We start from the raw sequence: 21,122 nt of genomic DNA on the forward strand, positions 1-21,122 counted from the left end.
CCCGCCGATGCAAACCAATCTCAGCGAAGCAAGCAAGGCCCTCGCCCGGGCCGACGAAGCGGAAGCGATCCTGCGCGCCTGCGTGCACTGCGGCTTCTGCAATGCGACCTGCCCGACCTACCAGGTGCTCGGCAACGAGCTCGACGGGCCGCGCGGCCGCATCTACCTGATCAAGCAGCTGCTCGAAGGCGAGCCGTGCGGCGAGCGCACGCAACGGCATCTCGACCGCTGCCTGACGTGCCGCAACTGCGAGACCACCTGCCCGTCCGGCGTGCGCTACCACACGCTGCTCGACATCGGCCGAGCGGAAGCCGAGAAGCGCGCGCCGCGGCCCGCGCGCGAACGATGGCTGCGCGCGGGGCTGCGTCACGTCGTGCCGCGTCCGGCGACGTTCGCCGCGCTGCTGAAGGCCGGCCGCGCGCTGCGCCCGCTGCTGCCCGGCACGCTGCGGGACAAGATCCCGGCCGCCGTCCCCGCGGCGGCCGCGCGCCCCGCCGCGCGTCACGCCCGGCGCGTGCTGATGCTCGAAGGCTGCGTGCAGCCGTCGCTGTCGCCGAACACCAACGCGGCCGCCGCGCGCGTGCTCGACCGGCTCGGCATCAGCGTCACGCCGGCGCGCGAGGCCGGCTGCTGCGGCGCGACCGAATATCACCTGAACGCGCAGGAGGCGGGCCTGGTCCGCGCACGCCGCAATATCGATGCGTGGTGGCCGGCGATCGAAGCCGGCGCGGAAGCGATCGTGCTGACGGCGAGCGGCTGCGGCGCGTTCGTCAAGGAATACGGCGACCTGTTGCGCTCCGACCCCGTCTATGCGGAGAAGGCGCGGCGCGTCAGCACGCTCGCGCGCGATCTCGCCGAAGTGATCGCGGCCGAGCCGCTCGACGCGCTGGCCGATGGGACGCCGCGCCGCATCGCGGTCCACTGCCCGTGCACGCTGCAGCACGCTCAGCGCCTCGGCGGCGCGGTCGAAAGCGTCCTGACGCGGCTCGGCTTCGATCTGACGAATGTCGCCGACGGCCATCTGTGCTGCGGCTCGGCCGGCACGTATTCGCTGACGCAGCCCGAGCTCGCGACGACGCTGCGCGACAACAAGCTCGATGCGCTCGAAGCTGCGCGGCCGGACCTGATTGTCACGGCCAACGTCGGCTGCCAGACTCACCTGAACGGCGCGGGTCGCACGCCCGTACGCCACTGGATCGAGCTCGTCGACAACCGGCTCGTCAACTGACCGGATTCCGGAGGAATGCCATGCAGACGAAACCCGAACTCGAACTGGCCGATGCCGACCGCATGCTCGCCGCCGCCCGCGCGGAAGCGGAACGCCACGGCTGGGCCGTGTCGATCGCCGTCGTCGACGACGGCGGCCACCTGCTCGCGTTCGCACGGCTGGACGGTGCGTCGCCGGCCAGCAGCGACATCGCGCAGGACAAGGCGCGCGCGGCGGCGCTCGGCCGTCGCGAGACGAAGGCGTATGAGGATATGATCAACGGTGGCCGCACCGCGTTTCTCAGCGCGCCGCTGAGCGGGTTGCTCGAAGGCGGCGTGCCGGTCACGGTCGGCGGCCGGATTGCGGGCGCGATCGGCGTGTCTGGCGTAAAGTCGGAGCAGGACGCGCAGATCGCCCGCGCCGGCACACAGAGCGTCGCGGAATAACCAGCCAAGCCGCGCGCGCATTTTTCCCCGGGAGGATTAACGATGATCGACCAAGCAGGACTGCAAGTCGCGCCAGCGCTGAGCCAGTTCATTGAAAACGAAGCGCTGCCGGGCACCGGCATCGACAAGGCCGCGTTCTGGAGCGGTTTCTCGGCCCTGGTGCACGACCTCGCGCCGCGCAACCGCGAACTGCTCGCGGAACGCGACCGCCTGCAGCAGGAACTCGACGCGTGGCACCGTGCCCACCCGGGCCCCGTACGCGACCACGCCGCGTACCGTGCCTTCCTCGAACAAATCGGCTACCTCGTGCCGGTCCCGTCGAACGTCGCGGCAGCCACCGCGAACGTCGACAGCGAGATCGCCACGCAGGCCGGCCCGCAGCTCGTCGTGCCGCTGTCGAACGCGCGCTACGCGCTGAACGCCGCGAACGCCCGCTGGGGCAGCCTGTACGACGCGCTGTACGGCACCGACGCGCTGCCCGAAGACGGCGGCGCCGAACGCACCGCGGCCTACAACCCCACGCGCGGCCAGCGCGTGATCGACTACGCGCGCAACGTGCTCGACAACGCGGCGCCGCTCGCGAGCGGCTCGCACCGCGACGCGCTGCGCTATCGCGTGCAGGACGGCCAGCTCGCCGTCGAAACCGCGAAAGGCAACGTATCGCTCGCGCAGCCGGCGCAGTTCGTCGGCTACCAGGGCACGGCCGACGCGCCGTCCGCGATCCTGCTGAAGCACAACGGCCTGCACCTCGAGATCCAGATCGACGCGTCGACGCCGATCGGCCGCGCCGATCTCGCGAACGTGAAGGACATCGTGCTCGAAGCGGCGGTCAGCACGATCATCGACTGCGAGGATTCGGTCGCGGCGGTCGACGCCGACGACAAGGTCCAGCTCTACCGCAACTGGCTCGGCCTGATGCAGGGCACGCTGGCCGAGGAAGTCGCGAAGGGCGGCAAGCACTTCACGCGCCGCCTGAACGCCGACCGCGAGTACACCACGCCCGACGGCGGCACGCTGGCGCTGCACGGCCGCTCGCTGCTGTTCGTGCGCAACGTCGGCCACCTGATGACCAACGGCGCGGTGCTCGACCGCGACGGCAACGAGATCCCGGAAGGCATCCTCGACGGCGTCGTCACGACGCTGTGCGCGCTGCACGACCTGAAGGCGAAGCGCAATTCGCGCACGGGTTCGATCTACATCGTGAAGCCGAAGATGCACGGCCCGGTCGAAGTCGCGTTCGCCGATACGCTGTTCGCGCGCATCGAGGATCTGTACGGCCTGCCGCGCAACACGCTGAAGATGGGCATCATGGACGAGGAGCGCCGCACCAGCGTGAACCTCGCCGCGTGTATCGCCGCGGCGGCCGCGCGTGTCGCGTTCATCAACACCGGCTTCCTCGACCGCACCGGCGACGAAATGCACACCGCGATGGAAGCGGGCCCGATGATCCGCAAGGGCGACATGAAGTCGTCCGCGTGGATCCAGTCGTACGAGCGCAACAACGTGCTCGCGGGCCTGTCGGCCGGCCTGCGCGGCCGCGCGCAGATCGGCAAGGGCATGTGGGCGATGCCGGACCTGATGCACGCGATGCTCGAGCAGAAGATCGCGCATCCGCGCGCCGGAGCGAACACCGCCTGGGTGCCGTCGCCGACCGCCGCGACGCTGCACGCGCTGCACTACCACCTCGTCGACGTGCAGGCCGTCCAGCAGGAACTCGAGAAGACGCCGTACGCGAGCGAACGCGACACGCTGCTCGAAGGGCTGCTGACCGTGCCGGTCGTCGAGCGCGCCGCGTGGAGCGAGGCCGAGATCCTGAGCGAGGTCGAGAACAACGCGCAGGGCATCCTCGGCTACGTCGTGCGCTGGGTCGAACAGGGCGTCGGCTGCTCGAAGGTGCCCGACATCCACGACGTCGGCCTGATGGAAGACCGTGCAACGCTGCGCATCTCGAGCCAGCACATCGCCAACTGGCTGCGCCACGGCGTGATCACCGAGGCCTTCGTGCTCGACGTGTTCAAGCGGATGGCGCGCGTCGTCGACCAGCAGAACGCCGGCGACCCGAACTATCGCCCGATGGCGCCCGGCTACGACCAGTCGACCGCATTCAAGGCCGCGTGCGCGCTCGCGCTGCAGGGCACGTCGCAACCGAGCGGTTACACCGAGCCGCTGCTGCACCAGTTCCGCCTCGCGTTCAAGGCGCAACAGCACGGCGCCTAAACCTGCGCATGCGGGCCGGTCCGCATGCCGGCCTGACCAAACGGGCGGCCCTCGCGGCCGCCCGTTTTCATATTCGCGTTGACACGGCCACTGCAATCGTCCGCTGAAACCGATAATCGGTACATACCACGTGCATTCAAGTATCTCGCACGCCCGCCGTTAAACCAGTGGAATCGCCGGCCATACGCGGCGCGGCACCCTTTTGCATACCGCAAAGCCTTGTACCGCAACGCTCTGCCCGATATTTGCAAGTCCGTGAATTCACTATAATTTGATCCGGATCAACGGGTCGCAACATTTTCCGCGCACACGAACGCGCGCGTTATACTCCGTTGAATCCACGCCACCCGATTCGCCGGATCGTCGAATCGCGGCAGATGCCACCGGTGAATCGATGATTTACCGGTTAATCCGGCCGCGATTGCCGATAATCGGTGTCAACTTTCTCCGCCGAACGGCGGGAAGGCGCCGGAAGGGCCGCGCACCGGATCGCCGCCGACACGTCATACGAACAATCGCATCGGCCCGCCGCCAGGCGGCGATGCCCATCGATCCACACGGACCATGGCAGAAACCGACTACGCAATGCCCAGCGAATCCGGCCCGACGCGCCGTGTCGCCGCTCATCTGCGCAGGTTCCTGCTGCCGCACCTGATTTTCTATACCGGGCTGCTGATCGCGCTGCTCCTGCTGCTCCTGTGCGGCATCGTGCTGTACGAAGGCCGCATCGACGCGCGCGACCGTTCCATTGCGATGCAGCAGAACCTGGCGCTGATGGCGTCGTGGGACATCGAGCGCAACATCGAGATTTATTCGCTGTCGCTGCAGGCCGTCGTCGAAGGCGCGACCGACCCCGAAGTCGTCAAGCTGCCGATGCCGCTGCGCCGCCAGGTGCTGTTCGACCGCGCGACGACCGCCAAGTACCTCGGCGGCATCTACGTGCTCGACGCGAAGGGCGACATCGCGGTCGACGGCAAGAGCGATGTGCCGCGCAAGGCCAATTTCGCCAACGAGCCGTATTTCGCCGTGCACCGCGACCATCCCGACGTCGGCCTGTACGTCAGCCCGCCGTATCACTCCCGGCTGCGCGGCGGCTCCCCGAGCATCGCCCTCAGCCGGCGGATCGCGAAGCCCGACGGGTCGTTCGGCGGCGTCGCCGTGATGTCGATCCGGCTCGAATATTTCCAGAACCTGTTCTCGCGCCTGTCGCTCGGCGATCGCGGCTCGATCGCGCTGATCAACACGGACGGCAAGATGGTCGCGCGCGAGCCGTACGACCCCAAGATCGTCGGCCGCGACATCAGCCATGCCAGCACGTTCCGGCGCTTCATGACGGCCAACGAAGGCAGCTTCGCCGACACCGCGACGATCGACGGCGTGCGGCGCCTGTACGTGTTCCGGCACCTCGAGCACCTGCCGCTCATCATCATGGTCGCGCGCTCGGAGGCGGACACCTACGCCGCGTGGTACGACCGCGCGATTCCGATCGGCTCCGCGATGGCCGTGCTCGCGATCGGCTTCGTCGGCCTGTCGCTGCTGCTCGACGTGCAGTTGCGCAAGCGCCACCGCGCGGAAACCGAACTGCAGGCGCTCGCGCGCACCGACGGCCTCACGGGCCTCGACAACCGCCGGATGCTCGACGTCACGCTCGCGCGCGAATGGCGCCGCGCCGCGCGCGAGCAGCACGCGCTGTCGCTGCTGTTCATCGACGTCGATTACTTCAAGCGCTACAACGACACGCAGGGCCACCAGGCCGGCGACGACGCGCTCGCCGCGGTCGGCCACTGCATCGCCGGCTGCCTGCGCCGCCCGGCCGACTATGCGGCGCGCTACGGCGGCGAGGAGTTCGTCGTCGTCCTGCCCGACATCGACACGGACGGCGCGGTGACGATCGCCGAGGCGATCCGCATGGGCATCCTCGATCTCGGCATCCGGCATGACGCCGGCACGGCCGGCCGCCTGACCGTGAGCATCGGCGTGACGACGAGCTACCCCGAACGCGACGACGACATACAGGCCGCGCTGAAGCTCGCCGACGACGCGCTGTATCGCGCGAAGGAAACCGGGCGCAATCGCATCGTCGTGCAGACGGCCGCGCCGCCGGACCATTTCGAATCGCGGCGGGCCTGAACGCCCGGGTGCCCGGCGGCGGCGGCGGCCGCGCGCAAAATCGCCGACAATGTCGGCTCGATCCGCCGCCGCGCCGCCGCGCGGCTGACGCGCCCGGCCGGCCCGCGCCGGTTCGCGGCCGCTTCGCACCACCATGAGACTCAAGGCAAAGATCTTCCTTCTGGCCGTCGTGCCGTTCCTGCTCGCGATCGCCGGCATCGGCTTCGGCGTGCGCCAGCAGGCGACGTCGCTCGCGCGCACGCAGCACGCGACGATCCAGGCCGCGTACCTGTCGAGCAAGGAAGTCGAGCTGAAGCACTATGTCGAGCTCGCGACGAGCGCGATCATGCCGCTCTACGACGCGAGCGGCCGCAATGCGCGCGACGACGCGCTGCTGCGCACGCAGGCGCTCGCGATGCTGCAGAAAATGGATTTCGGCCCGGACGGCTATTTCTTCGTGTACGACCTGCACGGCAATTCGCTGATGCATCCGCGCGAGCCCGAACGGGTCGGCCACAACTACTGGTCGATGCGCGACCCGCAGGGCGCGCTGACGATCCAGAAGCTGATCGGCGCGGCGTCGAGCGGCGGCGGCTACGTGCGCTACGCATGGCAGCGACCGTCGACGGGCCGCGTCGCGCCGAAGCTCGGCTACGTCGTCGCGCTCGAACGCTGGGGCTGGATGGTCGGCACCGGCATCTATCTCGACGACGTCGACACCGCGCTGCAGCGCATCGACGCGCGGGCATCCGCGAACATCGAGCGCACGATGAGCTGGCTCACCGCGATCGCGCTGACCGGCGCGGCGGCGATCGCCGTGTGCGCGCTGGTGCTGAACGTCAGCGAGTCGCGCAGCACCGACGCGAAGCTCAAGCTGCTCGCGCAGCGCGTCGTCGAATCGCAGGAGCAGGAGCGTGCGCGGCTGTCGCGCGAGCTGCACGACGGGATCAGCCAGATGATGGTGTCCGCGAAGCTGATGCTCGAATCCGCGCTCGCGCGCTTCGAGCGCGGCACGGCGCGCGTGCCCGAAGCCGAGCAGGCGCTCGCGTCGGGTGTCGGTCGGCTCGGCGACACGCTGCGCGAAGTGCGGCGCATCTCGCATGCGCTGCGGCCGTCGATGCTCGACGATCTCGGCCTCGCGGCCGCGCTCGAACAACTTGTGCGCGAACTCGGCGCCGAAAGCGGCATCGACATCGGCTATACGCAGGTCGCGCACAGCGGCGCGCAGCCGCTGCCCGAGGCCGTCAACACCGCGCTGTTCCGGATCGCGCAGGAAGCGTTGAGCAACATCGTGCATCATGCGCAGGCGTCGCGCGCGGCCGTCACGCTCGACGTCGGCGCGCACGCCGTCACGCTGACCATCGCCGACAACGGCTGCGGCTTCGACGCCGAACGCTCGCAGGCCGACGCGCGCCGCGGCATCGGCCTGCGCAACATGCGCGAGCGCCTCGACGCGCTCGGCGGCACGCTGACGATCGCGTCGCAGGTCGGCCACACGATCGTCGCCGCGCGCGTGCCGCTGCGCGGCGTGACGACACGCCCCATGACAGGAGACTTTCACGCATGAGCGCCCCCGACTCCGCCCGGCCCGCCGCCCGACTGCTGCTCGTCGACGATCATCCGCTCGTGCGCGACGGCCTGCGGATGCGGCTCGAGGCGGCCGACCTGTCGGTGGTCGGCGAAGCCGGCAACGCCGACGAGGCGCTCGCGCTCGCCGCGTCGCTCGAACCCGATCTCGCGCTGATGGACGTCGGCATGAACGGGATGAACGGCATCACGCTCGCGGGCGTGTTCCACGATCGGTTTCCCGGCATCCGCGTGCTGATGCTGTCGATGCACGACAACGTCGAATACGTGACGCAAGCCGTGCGGGCCGGCGCGAGCGGCTACCTGCTGAAGGATTCGCCCGCGAGCGAGATCGTCCGCGCGATCGGCGCGGTACTGGCCGGACAGACGTTCTTCAGCGAAGGGCTGGCCGCGCGGATGATCCACGCGAGCGCGACCGCGTCGCCGCTCGATCGGCTGACGCCGCGCGAACGCGACATCCTCGATGCGCTGGCGCAAGGGTTGTCGAGCAAGCAGATCGCGCAGCAGACGGGGCTGTCGGTGCGCACGGTCGAAACGCACCGGCTCAACCTGAAGCGCAAGCTGGAGATCGAAGGGCAGGCCGAGCTGATCAAGTTCGCGGTCGAGCATCGGCGGCGGTAGGTCGGTACCCCAAGCGCATCCCCTCACGATTCGCCGTTCAATTTCATACTCGTCCAATCGACCGCTCCCCGGGTCGATGGAATCCTTTCGCTTGCCGCAGCAGGCGACATCGTCATGAGCCGCGCCCTCCCGCGCGTGACGCCGTCACGCGGCACACGGTATCGCCGGCACGGGTCGGCGACTGGAACCGGGGAGCGAAATCATGAAACGCCGTATCGCGGTGGTCGGCGACGCGCTGGAGACCGGGGGAAGCATCCTTGCCTATGCGGGGCCGACATTCACGTTCGGCAGCCCCGGCCGCCAGGTTGCGTTGATCGGCGGTCTCGCATTCTGCGATGCATGCCAAGGCACCGGGCCGATCGCCAAGGCCGGCGGGCCGCGACGTCTCGAATTCATGGGTGAAACGGCCGCCGATGGTGACGTCGTCTTATGCGGCTGCCCGACACCGCCGCGCATCGTCGCGGTCCTCGCCGGCGAATCATGGTGCGATGACATGGCGGAAACGGCAGGCATTGTGACGTCCGGCGAAAATCGGAAAGGCGGTGTCGTGTCGATCATCGCAGGCGCTTACGACGAATCCGTTCACGCCATCGGAAGTGGTGCGTCGACAGGCTATCCGTACGTTATCGAAACGTCGGACGGACGCATCCACTCGGGCCACCTCGACGACAGCGGGCATCTGCCGCGCATTCACACTGCCAGTGAGGATGAATACGTCGTCTATTGGGGCGACGAAGCGCTCGCCCGATCAAGCGGGGACGCATAGTGCCGAACCCGAGGACAACCGTGAAGACAACCGCCGTGCCGGAATCGCACAAGGCAGTCGAGTTGAAGTCCGTGACGTTTTCCGAGCTCTGGAACAACTATGCTCACGGCAACCCGTACGACGATCCGAACGGACAATACAAGAACCAGTGTGCAATCCGGATGAGCGTGACGCTGCACAAGGTCGGCATCGCAATGAAGTCGTTTTCGCAGAAGCGGGTTCGGCCGATGCCGGGCAAACCGACGATAGGCCGCCTTCTGATTGGCGGAAAGCCGACAGCCACACGCGCGTACGAATTCGCCGAGTGGTTAAAGCTGCGGCCGGTCGCGGGGCTTTCCGCTCCGGAGAACGTAACCGGTGCCGATTGGGAAAGCCGAGTCAGAAATCGCACCGGCATCATTTTCTTCTTCGGGTACTGGCAACAACAGGGAGACGCTATCGACGACTTGAGCGGCGGGCACATCGACCTCTGGAATGGTACCCGTCTGCCGGTATCCAGTACGCGCGGTATCGTCGCCTCGATAGGCAGACGGATCGGAATATCCAGTCTGCAGATTCCATTCACTGACCTCGGTTACTCCGATCTGGCAAAATCGAAAACCATTCTTTTTTGGGAAATCAGGTGAAACGAGCCGGCTTGTCGCTTGCGTACTGGATAGCAGGCCTCATCACGACCTGGCTCGCATGCTGGATCGGTAGTCGGATCGATTGGCGGATTCATACCGGTTGGCGACTGTACTTCGGCCGCCACTCGTGCCACGAAATCGACCTCTGCTCGCCGCCCTGGCCCGTTTTCGCATTGCTCATCGCATTTCTTCTCGGCCCGTCGCTCGCATTCGCCTTGGCGGGTTGGAGAATCGGTCGTCAGCACGCCACGGCACGAAAACGGGTGCTTTCCTTGATCGCCTTGGTGACACCCACGATGCTGATCTACATCGCGTCGTATGTGATTCGATAGCACGCATCGGCACGTGCCGCACAATCAACGCGCAGCCATGAAAAAAGGGCGCCCGAGGGCGCCCTTCATGCATCCGGACCGCGGCCTTGAATCAGCCGTCAGTTCGTCCGCGAATTGTGCTTCTGCAGATACGCGATGAGCCCGTCGATCCCGCCCGACGACAGCTGGCTCTTGAACTGCCCCTGGTACACCTGGATCAGCCACGCACCCGACATGTCGATGTCGTAGATCTTCCAGTCGTTGCCGACCTTGCCGAGACGGTAGCCGACCGACTGGCTGTCGCCCGGCGTCGTGACCGTCGACTGCACGAGCGCGTCGGCGCCCGACGCGCCGCCGGCCTTGAACGAGAACTTCGCGTCCTGGCTGCCGAGTTGCGCGAGCGACGCGGCGTAGGTGCGCGTCATCAGCAGCCGGAACTGCTTGTACAGCTCCTGCTGCTGTTGCGGCGTGGCCTGCTTCCACGCATCGCCGACCGCGATGCGGGTCGTGCGCTCGAAGTTGGTCGCGGGCAGGAAGCGCTGCTCGACGACTTGCGAGACTTTCGCCATGTCACCGCCGCGCGCGGCCGGGTCGGCCTTCATCGCATTGACGGTGCCCTCGACCGCATTGCGGACGATGTCGACCGGCGCGCTCTGCGCGAAAGCGGAAAACGACACGGCGGCGGCCGCGACGAAAGCAAACAGATGACGTTTCATACGGATATCGCACTCGATGGGAAAAAACGACCGGCTCCTTGCATCGGCCGGTGAAGCAAAGTATACCGGGCCCGACGCCCCGGTGCCTCACGGTGACCGACTGTTACCTTTCAGCCGCATTTGTCACAGGCCGCGCGGCCCCGCACCGATTATGTAAATATCCCCATACAAACGAACCGGTCATCGGTACCGATTTCGCCGCCACGAGCAAATCTCCTTCCCGCCCCGAAACCCGCAACGTCACGACCGCCGCCACGCCGCGCCGGTATACTTGGCTACTTTGCCCTTGCCAGCCGCTCCCCACCGCCACATGGTGACATCTCTCATCGTCCGACTCGTCGCATGGTCGGTGCGCCGCCCCGTCTGGGTCGTCGTCCTGTCGCTCGTCATCGCCGCCGTCAGCGGCGTCTACGTCGCGCAGCATTTCAAGATCAACACCGACATCAGCAAGCTCGTCGATGCCGAGCCGCAATGGGCCGCCCTCGGGCAGGCCGTCGACAAGGCGTTCCCGCAACGCAACGGCACGATCCTCGCGGTCGTCGAGGCACCCGCGCCCGAATTCGCGAATGCCGCCGCGCATGCGCTGACCGAAGCACTGCGGAAGGACGCGGCCGCCGGCCGCATCGGCCAGGTCGCCGAGCCCGGCGGCGGGCCGTTCTTCGAGCACAACGGCCTGCTGTTCCTGTCGCCGCAGGAAGTCGCCGATACGACGTCGCAGCTCGCGAGCGCGCGCCCGCTCGTCAACGAACTCGCGAAGAACCCGAGCCTGACCGGGCTCGCCACCACACTGGCCACCACGCTCGGCCAGCCGCTGCTGACGGGCCAGGTGAAACTGCCCGCGATGGCGAAGCTGCTCGCGCGCAGCGCGGCGACGGTTGACGACGTGCTGGCCGGCAAGCCGGCCGCGTTCTCGTGGCGCGCGCTGGTCGACAACGACGCCGCGCGCCTGCCCGCGCGCGCGTTCGTCACCGTGCAGCCGGTGGTCAACTACGGCGCGCTGAAGGCCGGCGCGGAAACGAGCCAGGTGATCCGCGACGCGGCCCGTTCGCTCGACCTCGAGAAGCGCTACGGCGCGGCCGTGCGCCTGACCGGCGAGCAGCCGCTCGCCGACGACGAATTCGCGTCGGTCGAAGACGGCGCCGCACTCAACGGCGTGCTCACGCTGCTCGCCGTGCTCGTGATCCTGTGGCTGGCGCTGCGCTCGAAGCGGATGATCGGCTCGGTGCTCGTCACGCTGTTCGTCGGTCTCGTCGTGACCGCCGCGCTCGGCCTCGCGATGGTCGGTTCGCTGAACATGATCTCGGTCGCGTTCATGGTGCTGTTCGTCGGCCTCGGCGTCGACTTCTCGATCCAGTACGGCGTGAAGTACCGCGAGGAACGCTTCCGGGATCCGCGCATCGATCACGCGCTGATCGGCGCCGCGCATTCGATGGGCATGCCGCTCGCGCTGGCCACCGCAGCCGTCGCCGCGAGCTTCTTCTCGTTCATCCCCACGGCTTATCGCGGCGTGTCCGAACTCGGGCTGATCGCGGGCGTCGGGATGTTCGTCGCGCTGCTGACCACGCTCACGCTGCTGCCCGCGCTGCTGCGCCTGTTCGCGCCGCCGGGCGAATCGAAGACGCCGGGCTTCCCGTGGCTCGCGCCGGTCGACGACTACCTCGATCGTCATCGCAAGCCGATCCTGATCGGCACGCTCGCGGTCGTGATCGGCGCGCTGCCGCTGCTCGCGTTCCTGCACTTCGACTTCAACCCGCTGCACCTGAAGGATCCGAACAGCGAATCGATGGCGACGCTGCTGGCGCTGAAGGATTCGCCGGAAGCCGCGGTCAACGATGTCACGCTGCTCGCGCCGTCGCTCGCCGAAGCCGACGCGGCCGCGAAGCGCCTCGACACGCTGCCCGAAGTCGGCCGCACGACCACGCTGTCGACCTTCATCCCCGCCGACCAGCCGGCCAAGCGCGCGGCGATCGCCGCGGCCGCGAGCGACCTGCTGCCGGCGCTGACGCAGCCGGCCGCGCCGCCCGCGACCGATGCGCAGCGCGTGGCCGCGCTCAAGCGCGTGTCGGACCTGCTCGGCTACGCGGCCGAAGATCACCCGGGCCCCGGCGCGGCCGCCGCGCAGCACCTGTCCGCGTCGCTCGCGAAGCTCGCGGCGGCCGACAGCGCGACGCGCGACCGCGCCGAGCGCGCGTTCGCCGACACGCTGCGCATCGCGCTCAACCAGCTCGCGTCGCTGCTGCAGCCGCAGGACATCACGCGCGAATCGCTGCCGCCGCAACTCGTGCGCGACTGGGTCGCGCCGGACGGCCACGCGCTCGTGCAGATCTCGCCGAAGGTGCCGAAGGGCGTCGATCCGAACGACGACACGATGCTGCGCCGTTTCGCGAAGGCGGTGAAGGCCGCGGAACCGGGCGCGACCGGCGGGCCGATCTCGATCCTGCATTCGGCCGACACGATCATCAACGCGTTCCTGCACGCGGCGCTGTGGTCGATCATCTCGATCACGATCCTGCTGTGGATCACGCTGCGCCGTTTCGGCGACGTGCTGCGCACGCTGGTGCCGCTGCTCGTGTCGGGCATCGTGACGCTCGAGATGTGCGTCGTGCTCGGCATGTCGCTCAACTTCGCGAACATCATCGCGCTGCCGCTGATGCTCGGCGTCGGCGTCGCGTTCAAGGTGTATTTCGTGATGGCATGGCGCGCGGGGCAGACGGGGTTGCTGCACTCGAGCCTCACGCATGCCGTGCTGTTCAGCGCCGCGACGACGGCGACCGCATTCGGCAGCCTGTGGCTGTCACACCATCCGGGCACGTCGAGCATGGGCAAGCTGCTCGCGCTGGCCCTGACCTGCACGCTGATCGGCGCCGTGGTGTTCCAGCCCGTCCTGATGGGCAAACCGCGCGTCAAACGTGCCAAGAACCAATCGCAAGGAATCAATGAATAAGGTGCGAATCATTGCGGCGACCGTCGCCGCCAGCGCGATGCTGTCCGGCTGCGCGACGGGACCGAACCGCAATCCCGACGACCCGCTCGAGCCGATGAACCGGGCGATGTACAAGTTCAACGACACGGTCGACACGAACATCGCCCAGCCGATCGCGAAGGGGTACCAGAAGGTCACGCCGACGCCGGTGCGGACCGCGATCAGCAACTTCTTCTCGAACCTCGGCGATCTCGGCAACATGGCGAACAACCTGCTGCAGTTGCGCATCACCGATGCGACGCAGGATCTGATGCGCGTGGCGATGAACTCGCTGTTCGGCGTCGCCGGCCTGATCGACATCGCGACGCCGGCCGGGCTGCCGAAGCATCACCAGGATTTCGGGTTGACGATGGCGCGCTGGGGCATGCCGTCCGGCCCGTACCTCGTGCTGCCCGTGTTCGGGCCGAGCACGGTCCGCGACGGCGTCGGCCGCGCGGTGGACGTGCGCTTCAACCTGCTGAACTACATCGAGCCGGCCGCGCGCAACCCGATGTACATCGCGCAGTTCATCAGCGCGCGTTCGGACCTGCTCGGCGCGACCGACCTGCTGAAGCAGGCCGCGCTCGATCCGTATTCGTTCGTGCGCGACGCATACCTGCAGCAGCGCAAGTCGCTGACGTACCGCAGCCAGTCGTCGTCGGCCGCGCTGCCGACCTACAACGAGCCGGGTGAAGCCGGCGCCGTGCCGGCCGCGACGCCGGCCGTGCCGGGGCTGCCGAACTACGAGGATCCGGGCGATGCGGGCGGCGCATCGGGCGGCGCATCGGGCGCCGCGCCGAACCCCGCGCCGGCTGCGCCGGGGTTGCCGCAGTACGACGACCCGGGCGCGGACAATGCGATGCCCGCGAGCGCGCCTGCCGCGGCGTCGGCCGTGGTACCGGCGGCGACCGTGCCGGCTGCTCCGGCGGCACCCGCAAGCAGTCCGGCCGCGCAGTAACGCCGCACCGGCGGCCGCGCAAGGACAAAGAGCGCTGCATCACGCAGCGCTCTTTTTTTGTCCGTACGAAACGGAGAATCCGGGAGGAGGGGAGACAGCCGCGGCGCGGGCCGCTCAGACGATCCGCATCGCGCCCGTCCGCTCGAACGCGTGCCGCGCCTGGATCAGCGTCGTACGCGCCGCGCGCGCGTCGCTGGCGACCTGCAGCAGCGGGCCGAGCTGCGACGGCTGCTTCAGCAGTTCACGCAGGATCGGCAGGATCGCCGTGCTGCCGTCGTCGCGCAGGCCGGCCGTCGCCGCGCGCGGCAGCGTGCGCCACGCCGGATCGACGATCGCGCGGCACACCGCGAACGGCACGCCGCGCGCCGCCGCGAAGGCCGCCGCGATGTGCGACTCCATGTCGACGGCCAGTGCGCCCTTCGCGTGGTGCAGCGACGTCTTCTCCTGTTCGCTGACGACCGGCGCGCCGACGGCCGCGATCGTGCCGCGCGTGACACGCGCCCACACCGGCGTGTCGTGCAGCGAGGCGACGAGCCGCGTACTCCAGCCCGCGTCGGTCTCCACACGGCCGAACGGCCCGTCGATCGCGTTCGCGATCACGAGCGCGCCGGGCGCCAGATCGGGCGAGAGCCCGCCGGCCGTACCGAAGCTGACGATGCCCGCGCAACCGCGCGCGGTCGCGTCGGCCAGCGCGCGTTCGAGCCGGTCGGCCCGCGCGGCAAACACGGCCTCGACGCCGTCGCCGCGCGCGATGCGCGCCTCGAACGCCATCCCCGTCACCGCGATGACGGGCAATGCGCCGTTGTGTCGTGACACGCCCACGCGTTACATCCCGACCGTGACGCGCGTCGCGTTGTCGCGCTTCAGGTTGCGGTAGCGCGCGAGCGCCCACAGCGGGAAGAACTTGCGATAGCCGTGGTAGCGCAGGTAAAACACGCGCGGGAAACCCGTCGCCGTGAAGCGCGTCTCGTCCCACAGGCCTTCTTCGTTCTGCTGCGCGATCAGGTAGTCGACCCCGCGCGCAACGGCCGGGTGGTTCACTTCGCCGGCCGCCATCAGGCCGAGCAACGCCCAGGCCGTCTGCGACGCCGTGCTCGGCGCCTGCTCGAAGCCGCGGTAGTTCAGCTTGTAGCTGTCGCCGTCCTCGCCCCAGCCGCCGTCCTTGTTCTGGATCGACAGCAGCCACTGCGCGCCGCGCTTCATGCGCGGATCGTCCGGCGTCAGGCCGGCCGCGTTCAGCGAGCACAGGGCCGTCCACGTGCCGTACACGTAGTTCATCCCCCAGCGGCCGTACCAGCTGCCGTCCGGTTCCTGTTCCTTCAGCATGTAGTCGAGCGCGCGGCGGGCCGGCTCGCTGTTCAGCGGCGTCTCGCCGAGCTGCGACAGCATCGACAGGCAGCGGCCCGACACGTCGGCCGTCGGCGGATCGAGCAGCGCGCCGTGATCGGAGAACGGGATGTTGTTCAGGTAGTACTGCGTGTTTTCCGGTTCGAACGCCCCCCAGCCGCCGTCGCTGCTCTGCATGCCGACGACCCATTCGCGCGCACGCGCCATCGAATCGCGATAGGTGTCCGACTGCTTGAGCTTCTGCGCGCGATCCATCGCCATCACGACCACGGCCGTATCGTCGACGTCCGGGTAGTGCGCGTTCGCGTACTGGAACGCCCAGCCGCCGGGCCGCACGTGCGGGCGGCGCGAGATCCAGTCGCCGCGCACGTCGAGGATCTGCAGCGGACGCAGCCATTCGAGGCCGCGCAGCACGGCTTCTTCCGCGCGCGCATCGCCCGTCTCGAGCAGCGCATGCGCGGCCAGCGACGTGTCCCACACCGGCGACAGGCACGGCTGGCAATACGCCTCGTCCTCGTGCACGACGAGCAGCTTCTCGACCGACTTGCGCGCGAGCGCGCGGTTCGGATGATCTTCCGCGTAGCCGAGCGCGTCGTACATCATCACCGCATTGGCCATCGCCGGATAAATCGCGCCGAGGCCGTCCTCGCCGTTCAGGCGCTCGTCGACGAACGACACGGCCTGACGGATCGCGCGTTCGCGCGTATAGCTCGGGAACAGGCCGTCGACCGCGCGCAGCGCATGGTCGACCACACGGAAGAACGCGAACCAGCCGGCGCTCTGGTGGCCCTGGCGCGGCAGCAGCCCGGCGTTGACGGGCGGATCGATGAACAGCTCGTCGATGCGCACGCCGCGCGGGTTCTTCGCGATCGGGCGCTTCGCGTTCAGCACGAGCAGCGGCACGATCACGGTACGCGCCCAGTACGACACCTTCGACAGGTGGAACGGGAACCACTGCGGCAGCAGCATGATCTCGACCGGCATCATCGGCACCGCGCGCCACGGAATCGCACCGTACAGCGCGAGCTGGATGCGCGTGAACACGTTCGACATCTCGGCGCCGCCCATCGCGTGGATCGCCTTGCGGGCGCGCTGCATGTGCTCGGCGTTCTCGTCGTCGCCGATCACCTTCAGCGCGAAGTACGCCTTCACGCTCGCGCTGATGTTCGGCGCGCCGTCGGTGAACAGCGGCCAGCCGCCGTCGGCCTGCTGGATCCGGCGCAGATAGTTGCCGATCTTCTGCTCGAGCGCGACGTTCGGCGTCTCGCCGAGATAGTGGACGAGCAGCACGTATTCGGCGGGAATCGTCGAATCGGCTTCGAGTTCGTAGACCCAGTGTCCGTCCGCTTGCTGCGCGGCCAGCAGCGCGTCGGTCGCACGCGCGACGGCCGCGTCGACGCCGGCCGGCACCGCGCCGGCGGACAGGGTAGCCATTTCGGTGAGATCGTTCATTGGTCCCTCTGTTTATTGCGTCTGGAGCACGTCCGCGGCCAGTTGGCCGGAACGGATCGCGCCCTCGATCGTGGCGGGCAGGCCGGTGGCAATCCAGTCACCCGCGAGCACGAGATTGGTCCAGCGCGTACGCACGGCCGGACGTTTCATTTCCTGCGACGGCACCGCCGCAAAACCCGCGCGCGGCTCGACGACGAGCTGCCACGCGGGGATGGTTTCCGGGTTCGCGCCGGTCACGCGCGCGACGTCTTCCCAGATGCGCCGCGCGAGCGTGTCGCGCGGCGTGTCGAGCCAGCGGCCCGCGTCGCGGATCGTCGCCGCAAGCTGGCCGCCGCCGGTGCGCACCGCATCGACGATGCCGTTCACGACGGCCGTCTGCAGCGGATGGCCGGCTGGAGACTCCACCGCGAAATACGCGGTCACGACCGCGCTGAACGTGTCGGGCGCGGTGAGTTCGGGCACCAGCGGCCGCGCGACCTCGGGCGGCACGGCCAGCACCACGGCGTCGCCCGGCGCGAGATCGACGCGCTCGCCGCCGACCGAAACCGCATCGACCGCATTGCCGTGCGCGCCGAATTCGAATGCGTCGAGCCGCGAATTCAGCCGGATCTGCGCGCCGCCGTGCTGCAGCATCCGCAGCGCCGGTTCGACGAATGCGCTGCCGAGCCCGTGGCGCGCGACGAGCGGGCGGCTGCCGGGGCCACCCGCGCCGAACGTGCCGCACAGTGCGGCGCGTGCCAGCTCGGCGCTTGCGTGGCGCGGCTCGACGTTCAGCACACCGAGGAAATACGGCCGCAGCCAACGATCCCACAGCACGCCGTCGCATCGCATCGTCTGGGCGAGCGAGCGGCCCGTGCGCGCGAACGCGAGCGGCGCGAGCGCGAGGTAGTCGAGCGGCGTCGTGCCCGGCGCGCGCGACGCGGCGTCGAACAGCCACGACGGCCAGCGCCCGTCGCCGAAGCGCAGCGTCCAGCGCTGCCGCGATGCGACGTCGACGACCGGACATTCAGGCAGCGCGGGCCCCGCGAGCTGATCGGCCGCGCCGATCGCGCGCAGGTAGCGCTGCGTCGCGGGCTGTCCCGCGAAGACCGTGTGCAATCCGCTGTCGAGCGTCGCGTTCAGCGTCCCGTCGAACCACGAACGGCAGCGGCCGCCCGCGTGTGCGTGCGCGTCGTGCAGCACGATGCGCCGCCCGCGGCGTTGCAGCTCGACCGCGGCCGACAGGCCCGCGAGTCCGGCGCCGATCACGTGGACGGTTCTGGGCATCGACGCGATCGGCTCAGAACAGCGCGTAGCGCGCGGCGATCATCAGCATGCGCGCCTTCGGCTTGCGCAGCGGCGCGCGCGGCGCGGCAAAGCCGCGTGCGATCGCGGCTTCGAGAATGCAGCGATACGCGCCCGACATGATGCGCGGCGCCTTCACCTGTGCACGCGGGCAGGTATCCATCACCGCGTCGGCCTGGCGGAAGTGCTCGAGCGCGCGCTCGACGAGCGTCGCGCACACGCGCGGCAGCGCCGGATCGCGCACGATCGTCGCCGGGTCGGTGATCGCGATGCCTTCGCGCGCGAGCAGTTCGCGCGGCAGGTAGCAGCGGTTGATCGCCGCGTCGTCGTCGATGTCGCGCAGGATGTTCGTCAGTTGCAGCGCGCGGCCGAGGTGGTGCGACAGCTTGATCCCTTCGGCTTCCGGCATCCCGAAAATCCTCACCGACAGCCGGCCGGCGGCGCTCGCCACGCGATCGCAGAAGAGGTCGAGCGTCGGCTCGTCGGGCGCGCAGATATCCTCGACCGCATCCATCGCCATCCCGTCGATCATCGCGTGGAAATCGGCGCGCTGCAGGTTGAACGCGCGGATCTCGCGGTCGAGCGCGACCAGGTGGCGCGGCGGGCGGCCCGCGAAGCACGCGTCGATGTCCGCGCGCCAGCGGTCGAGGCCCGCGTTGCGCTCGGCGCGCGGCAGGTCGCTGTCGGCGATGTCGTCGACCGCGCGGCAGAACGCGTAGACCTGGAACATCGCGTCGCGCTGCACGGCCGGCAGGATGCGCATCGCCAGATAGAAGGAACTGCCCGATGTGACGGCAGCGGCGTCGGTTTCTTGTTCGTCCACGACGGAATGGGAAACGGCCAAGACGAGCTCCACGGAGACACCCACGCGGGGCGATTGAAGAAGCCATGCCCGGCTGGGATGGTCAGGGTGTCAAATGCGTGCGAGATATGCGAACGATCGACACAGACAGGCACAAATTACCGGCCGGAAGCCGGAATTGGGCGAAAGTATAGCAATCTTTGAAGTTCGATGGCGGACACGCGCCAAGCCCGGCGGGGCGCCGGAGGCCGCCGGCAGCCGGGCGCGGCCGGCCCCGGCGGGACCGGGCGCCGGCGGCGGGTCAGCCGTAAACGATGTCGCGCTGCAGATCGAGCGCGATGAGCCCCATTTCACGCGTGAGCTGCAGCATCGAGCGGCGTTCGAGGCGCGAGCCCATGAAGCTCGTCACGCCGCCGTCGGGCTCCGCGGTGAACTGGAACACCGCACCGCCGGTGCCGAACCATGCGCCCGGCACGTCCGGCGATTCCTGCCAGTCGATCTGCTCGAACACGCGCGCGATACCCGCGCGCACCACGTCGCCCGGGCCGATCGGCGGCGCGATGTCGCCCAGGTCGTCGAGCGAATAGGGGCCGGGCTTGTCAGGCTTCCGGTAGAAAAGATAGTCGACGTTCATGGGGCGCAATCGCAAGTAAAGCGACAAAGTAGCGTGCTTCGGCACAAATGCCTATCGGATCCGGACGAAATGTGGCCTGCACGAGACAAAGGGGACGGATCGAGGCCCGTCACGCGATCGCCCTGCGCGTTCGCGTCTGGATGACGGCCGGTTCGTCTAAGATGACACCTTTCTCGAAAAAATACGGACATCATGGAGACGAACGATACCGCCCCCCCGCCGTCCGGCCATCCCGTTTTCGTGCTCGTGCACGGCGCCTGGCACGGCGCCTGGTGTTACGCACACGTCGCGGCGGCGCTGGCCGCGCGCGGCTATCTGTCGATCGCGCGCGACCTGCCCGCGCACGGCATCAATGCCCGCTTTCCCGCGTCGTATCTCGAACGGCCGCTCGACAAGGGTGCGTTCGGCGCCGAACCGTCGCCGGTCGCGAACACGACGCTCGACGATTATGCGACACAGGTGATGCAGGCCGTCGACGACGCCTACGCGCTCGGCCGCGGCAAGGTCGTGCTGGTCGGCCACAGCATGGGCGGCCTCGCGATCACGGCGGCCGCCGAGCGCGCGCCGGAGAAGATCGCGAAGATCGTCTATCTCGCGGCCTTCATGCCGGGCTCGGGCGTGCCGGGCCTCGACTACGTGCGCGCGCCGGAGAACAAGGGCGAGATGCTCGGCCCGCTGATGCTCGCAAGCCCGCGCGTGGCCGGCGCGCTGCGCATCGATCCGCGCAGCGGCGACGCCGCGTATCGCGACACCATGAAACGCGCGCTCTATGAAGACGTGTCGCAGGCCGACTTCGACGCCGTCACGAACCTGATGACCTGCGACGTGCCGGCCGCGCCGTTCGCGACCGCGATCCCGACCACCGCCGCGCGCTGGGGTGCGATCGACCGCCACTACATCAAGTGTCTCGAGGATCGCGTGATCCTGCCCGCGCTGCAGCAGCGCTTCATTGACGAAGCCGACACGCTCGCGCCCGGCAATCCCACCCACGTGCACCAGCTCGACAGCAGCCACTCGCCGTTCGTGTCGCAACCGGCCGTGCTGGCCGGCGTGCTCGCCGACATCGCGAAAAGCTGA

17 protein-coding genes are annotated in these 21,122 nt (G+C 68.7%); 11 read left to right on the plus strand and 6 right to left on the minus strand.

Translation table 11 applies throughout. From position 1 onward, the window contains the following. Positions 1–7 precede the first annotated feature (7 nt). From glcF to WJ12_RS34010, 8 genes are all read left to right on the plus strand, one after another. A complete protein-coding gene (glcF, locus tag WJ12_RS33975) occupies positions 8–1,228 on the plus strand; it encodes a glycolate oxidase subunit GlcF (protein WP_034187574.1) in 1,221 nt (406 codons plus the stop codon). A gap of 20 nt (positions 1,229–1,248) precedes the next feature. Continuing rightward, a complete protein-coding gene (locus WJ12_RS33980; RefSeq protein ID WP_059559247.1) occupies positions 1,249–1,653 on the plus strand; it encodes a GlcG/HbpS family heme-binding protein in 405 nt (134 codons plus the stop codon). 42 nt (positions 1,654–1,695) lie between these two features. Then, complete coding sequence (locus WJ12_RS33985; RefSeq protein ID WP_059559250.1) at positions 1,696–3,870, plus strand: malate synthase G; 2,175 nt, start codon at positions 1,696–1,698, stop codon at positions 3,868–3,870. A gap of 564 nt (positions 3,871–4,434) precedes the next feature. After that, positions 4,435–6,000, plus strand: coding sequence for a sensor domain-containing diguanylate cyclase (locus WJ12_RS33990; RefSeq protein WP_059559253.1), 1,566 nt, complete (start codon positions 4,435–4,437; stop codon positions 5,998–6,000). Positions 6,001–6,133: 133 nt separating this feature from the next. After that, positions 6,134–7,546, plus strand: a complete 1,413-nt coding sequence (locus WJ12_RS33995) for a cache domain-containing protein (RefSeq protein WP_059559255.1) — start codon at positions 6,134–6,136, stop codon at positions 7,544–7,546. Beyond that, positions 7,543–8,187: a response regulator gene (locus tag WJ12_RS34000; RefSeq protein ID WP_049028717.1), complete on the plus strand. Its 645-nt coding sequence runs from the start codon at positions 7,543–7,545 to the stop codon at positions 8,185–8,187. Before WJ12_RS33995 ends, WJ12_RS34000 begins: the two co-directional genes overlap by 4 nt. Before the next feature lie 202 nt (positions 8,188–8,389). Continuing rightward, positions 8,390–8,953 (plus strand): PAAR domain-containing protein, encoded by a 564-nt coding sequence (locus tag WJ12_RS34005; protein WP_059559258.1) that lies wholly within the window; start codon positions 8,390–8,392, stop codon positions 8,951–8,953. Further along, on the plus strand, positions 8,953–9,579 hold the full coding sequence (locus tag WJ12_RS34010; RefSeq protein WP_049028719.1) for a type VI secretion system amidase effector protein Tae4: 627 nt from the start codon (positions 8,953–8,955) through the stop codon (positions 9,577–9,579). The genes WJ12_RS34005 and WJ12_RS34010 overlap by 1 nt, the downstream gene beginning before the upstream one ends. A gap of 430 nt (positions 9,580–10,009) precedes the next feature. On the opposite strand, the gene WJ12_RS34020 is transcribed toward WJ12_RS34010, so the two are convergent. Further along, a complete protein-coding gene (locus tag WJ12_RS34020) occupies positions 10,010–10,606 on the minus strand; it encodes an MlaC/ttg2D family ABC transporter substrate-binding protein (protein WP_059559262.1) in 597 nt (198 codons plus the stop codon). Positions 10,607–10,916: 310 nt separating this feature from the next. On the opposite strand from WJ12_RS34020, the gene hpnN reads away from it, so the two are divergent. Together hpnN and WJ12_RS34030 are read left to right on the plus strand one after the other, a co-directional pair. Further along, positions 10,917–13,550, plus strand: a complete 2,634-nt coding sequence (gene hpnN / locus WJ12_RS34025; protein WP_059559265.1) for a hopanoid transporter HpnN — start codon at positions 10,917–10,919, stop codon at positions 13,548–13,550. Then, complete coding sequence (locus WJ12_RS34030; RefSeq protein ID WP_059559266.1) at positions 13,543–14,526, plus strand: MlaA family lipoprotein; 984 nt, start codon at positions 13,543–13,545, stop codon at positions 14,524–14,526. Before hpnN ends, WJ12_RS34030 begins: the two co-directional genes overlap by 8 nt. Before the next feature lie 114 nt (positions 14,527–14,640). Here the strand turns inward: WJ12_RS34030 and WJ12_RS34035 are convergent, their stop codons facing one another. The 5 genes from WJ12_RS34035 to WJ12_RS34055 form a co-directional block, all read right to left on the minus strand. Continuing rightward, positions 14,641–15,297, minus strand: coding sequence for a phosphorylase (locus WJ12_RS34035; RefSeq protein WP_051700964.1), 657 nt, complete (start codon positions 15,295–15,297; stop codon positions 14,641–14,643). Positions 15,298–15,351: 54 nt separating this feature from the next. Further along, positions 15,352–17,325, minus strand: a complete 1,974-nt coding sequence (gene shc / locus WJ12_RS34040) for a squalene--hopene cyclase (RefSeq protein WP_069246030.1) — start codon at positions 17,323–17,325, stop codon at positions 15,352–15,354. A 12-nt stretch (positions 17,326–17,337) separates the two neighbouring features. After that, positions 17,338–18,591, minus strand: coding sequence for a hydroxysqualene dehydroxylase HpnE (hpnE, locus tag WJ12_RS34045; RefSeq protein ID WP_059559269.1), 1,254 nt, complete (start codon positions 18,589–18,591; stop codon positions 17,338–17,340). Between the two features lie 13 nt (positions 18,592–18,604). Continuing rightward, positions 18,605–19,453 carry a presqualene diphosphate synthase HpnD gene (gene hpnD, locus WJ12_RS34050; RefSeq protein WP_034187562.1) on the minus strand — a complete coding sequence of 283 codons (849 nt, stop codon included), beginning with the start codon at positions 19,451–19,453 and terminating at the stop codon, positions 18,605–18,607. A gap of 259 nt (positions 19,454–19,712) precedes the next feature. Then, entirely contained in the window at positions 19,713–20,045 is a 333-nt protein-coding gene (locus tag WJ12_RS34055) for a hypothetical protein (RefSeq protein ID WP_034187561.1), read from the minus strand. A gap of 192 nt (positions 20,046–20,237) precedes the next feature. Between WJ12_RS34055 and WJ12_RS34060 the strand changes: the two genes are divergently transcribed. Further along, the gene (locus tag WJ12_RS34060; protein WP_059559272.1) at positions 20,238–21,122 is read left to right on the plus strand and encodes an alpha/beta fold hydrolase; all 885 of its coding nucleotides are present in this window, start codon (positions 20,238–20,240) and stop codon (positions 21,120–21,122) included.

Source organism: Burkholderia seminalis, from assembly GCF_001718535.1.
Taxonomy (GTDB): domain Bacteria; phylum Pseudomonadota; class Gammaproteobacteria; order Burkholderiales; family Burkholderiaceae; genus Burkholderia; species Burkholderia seminalis.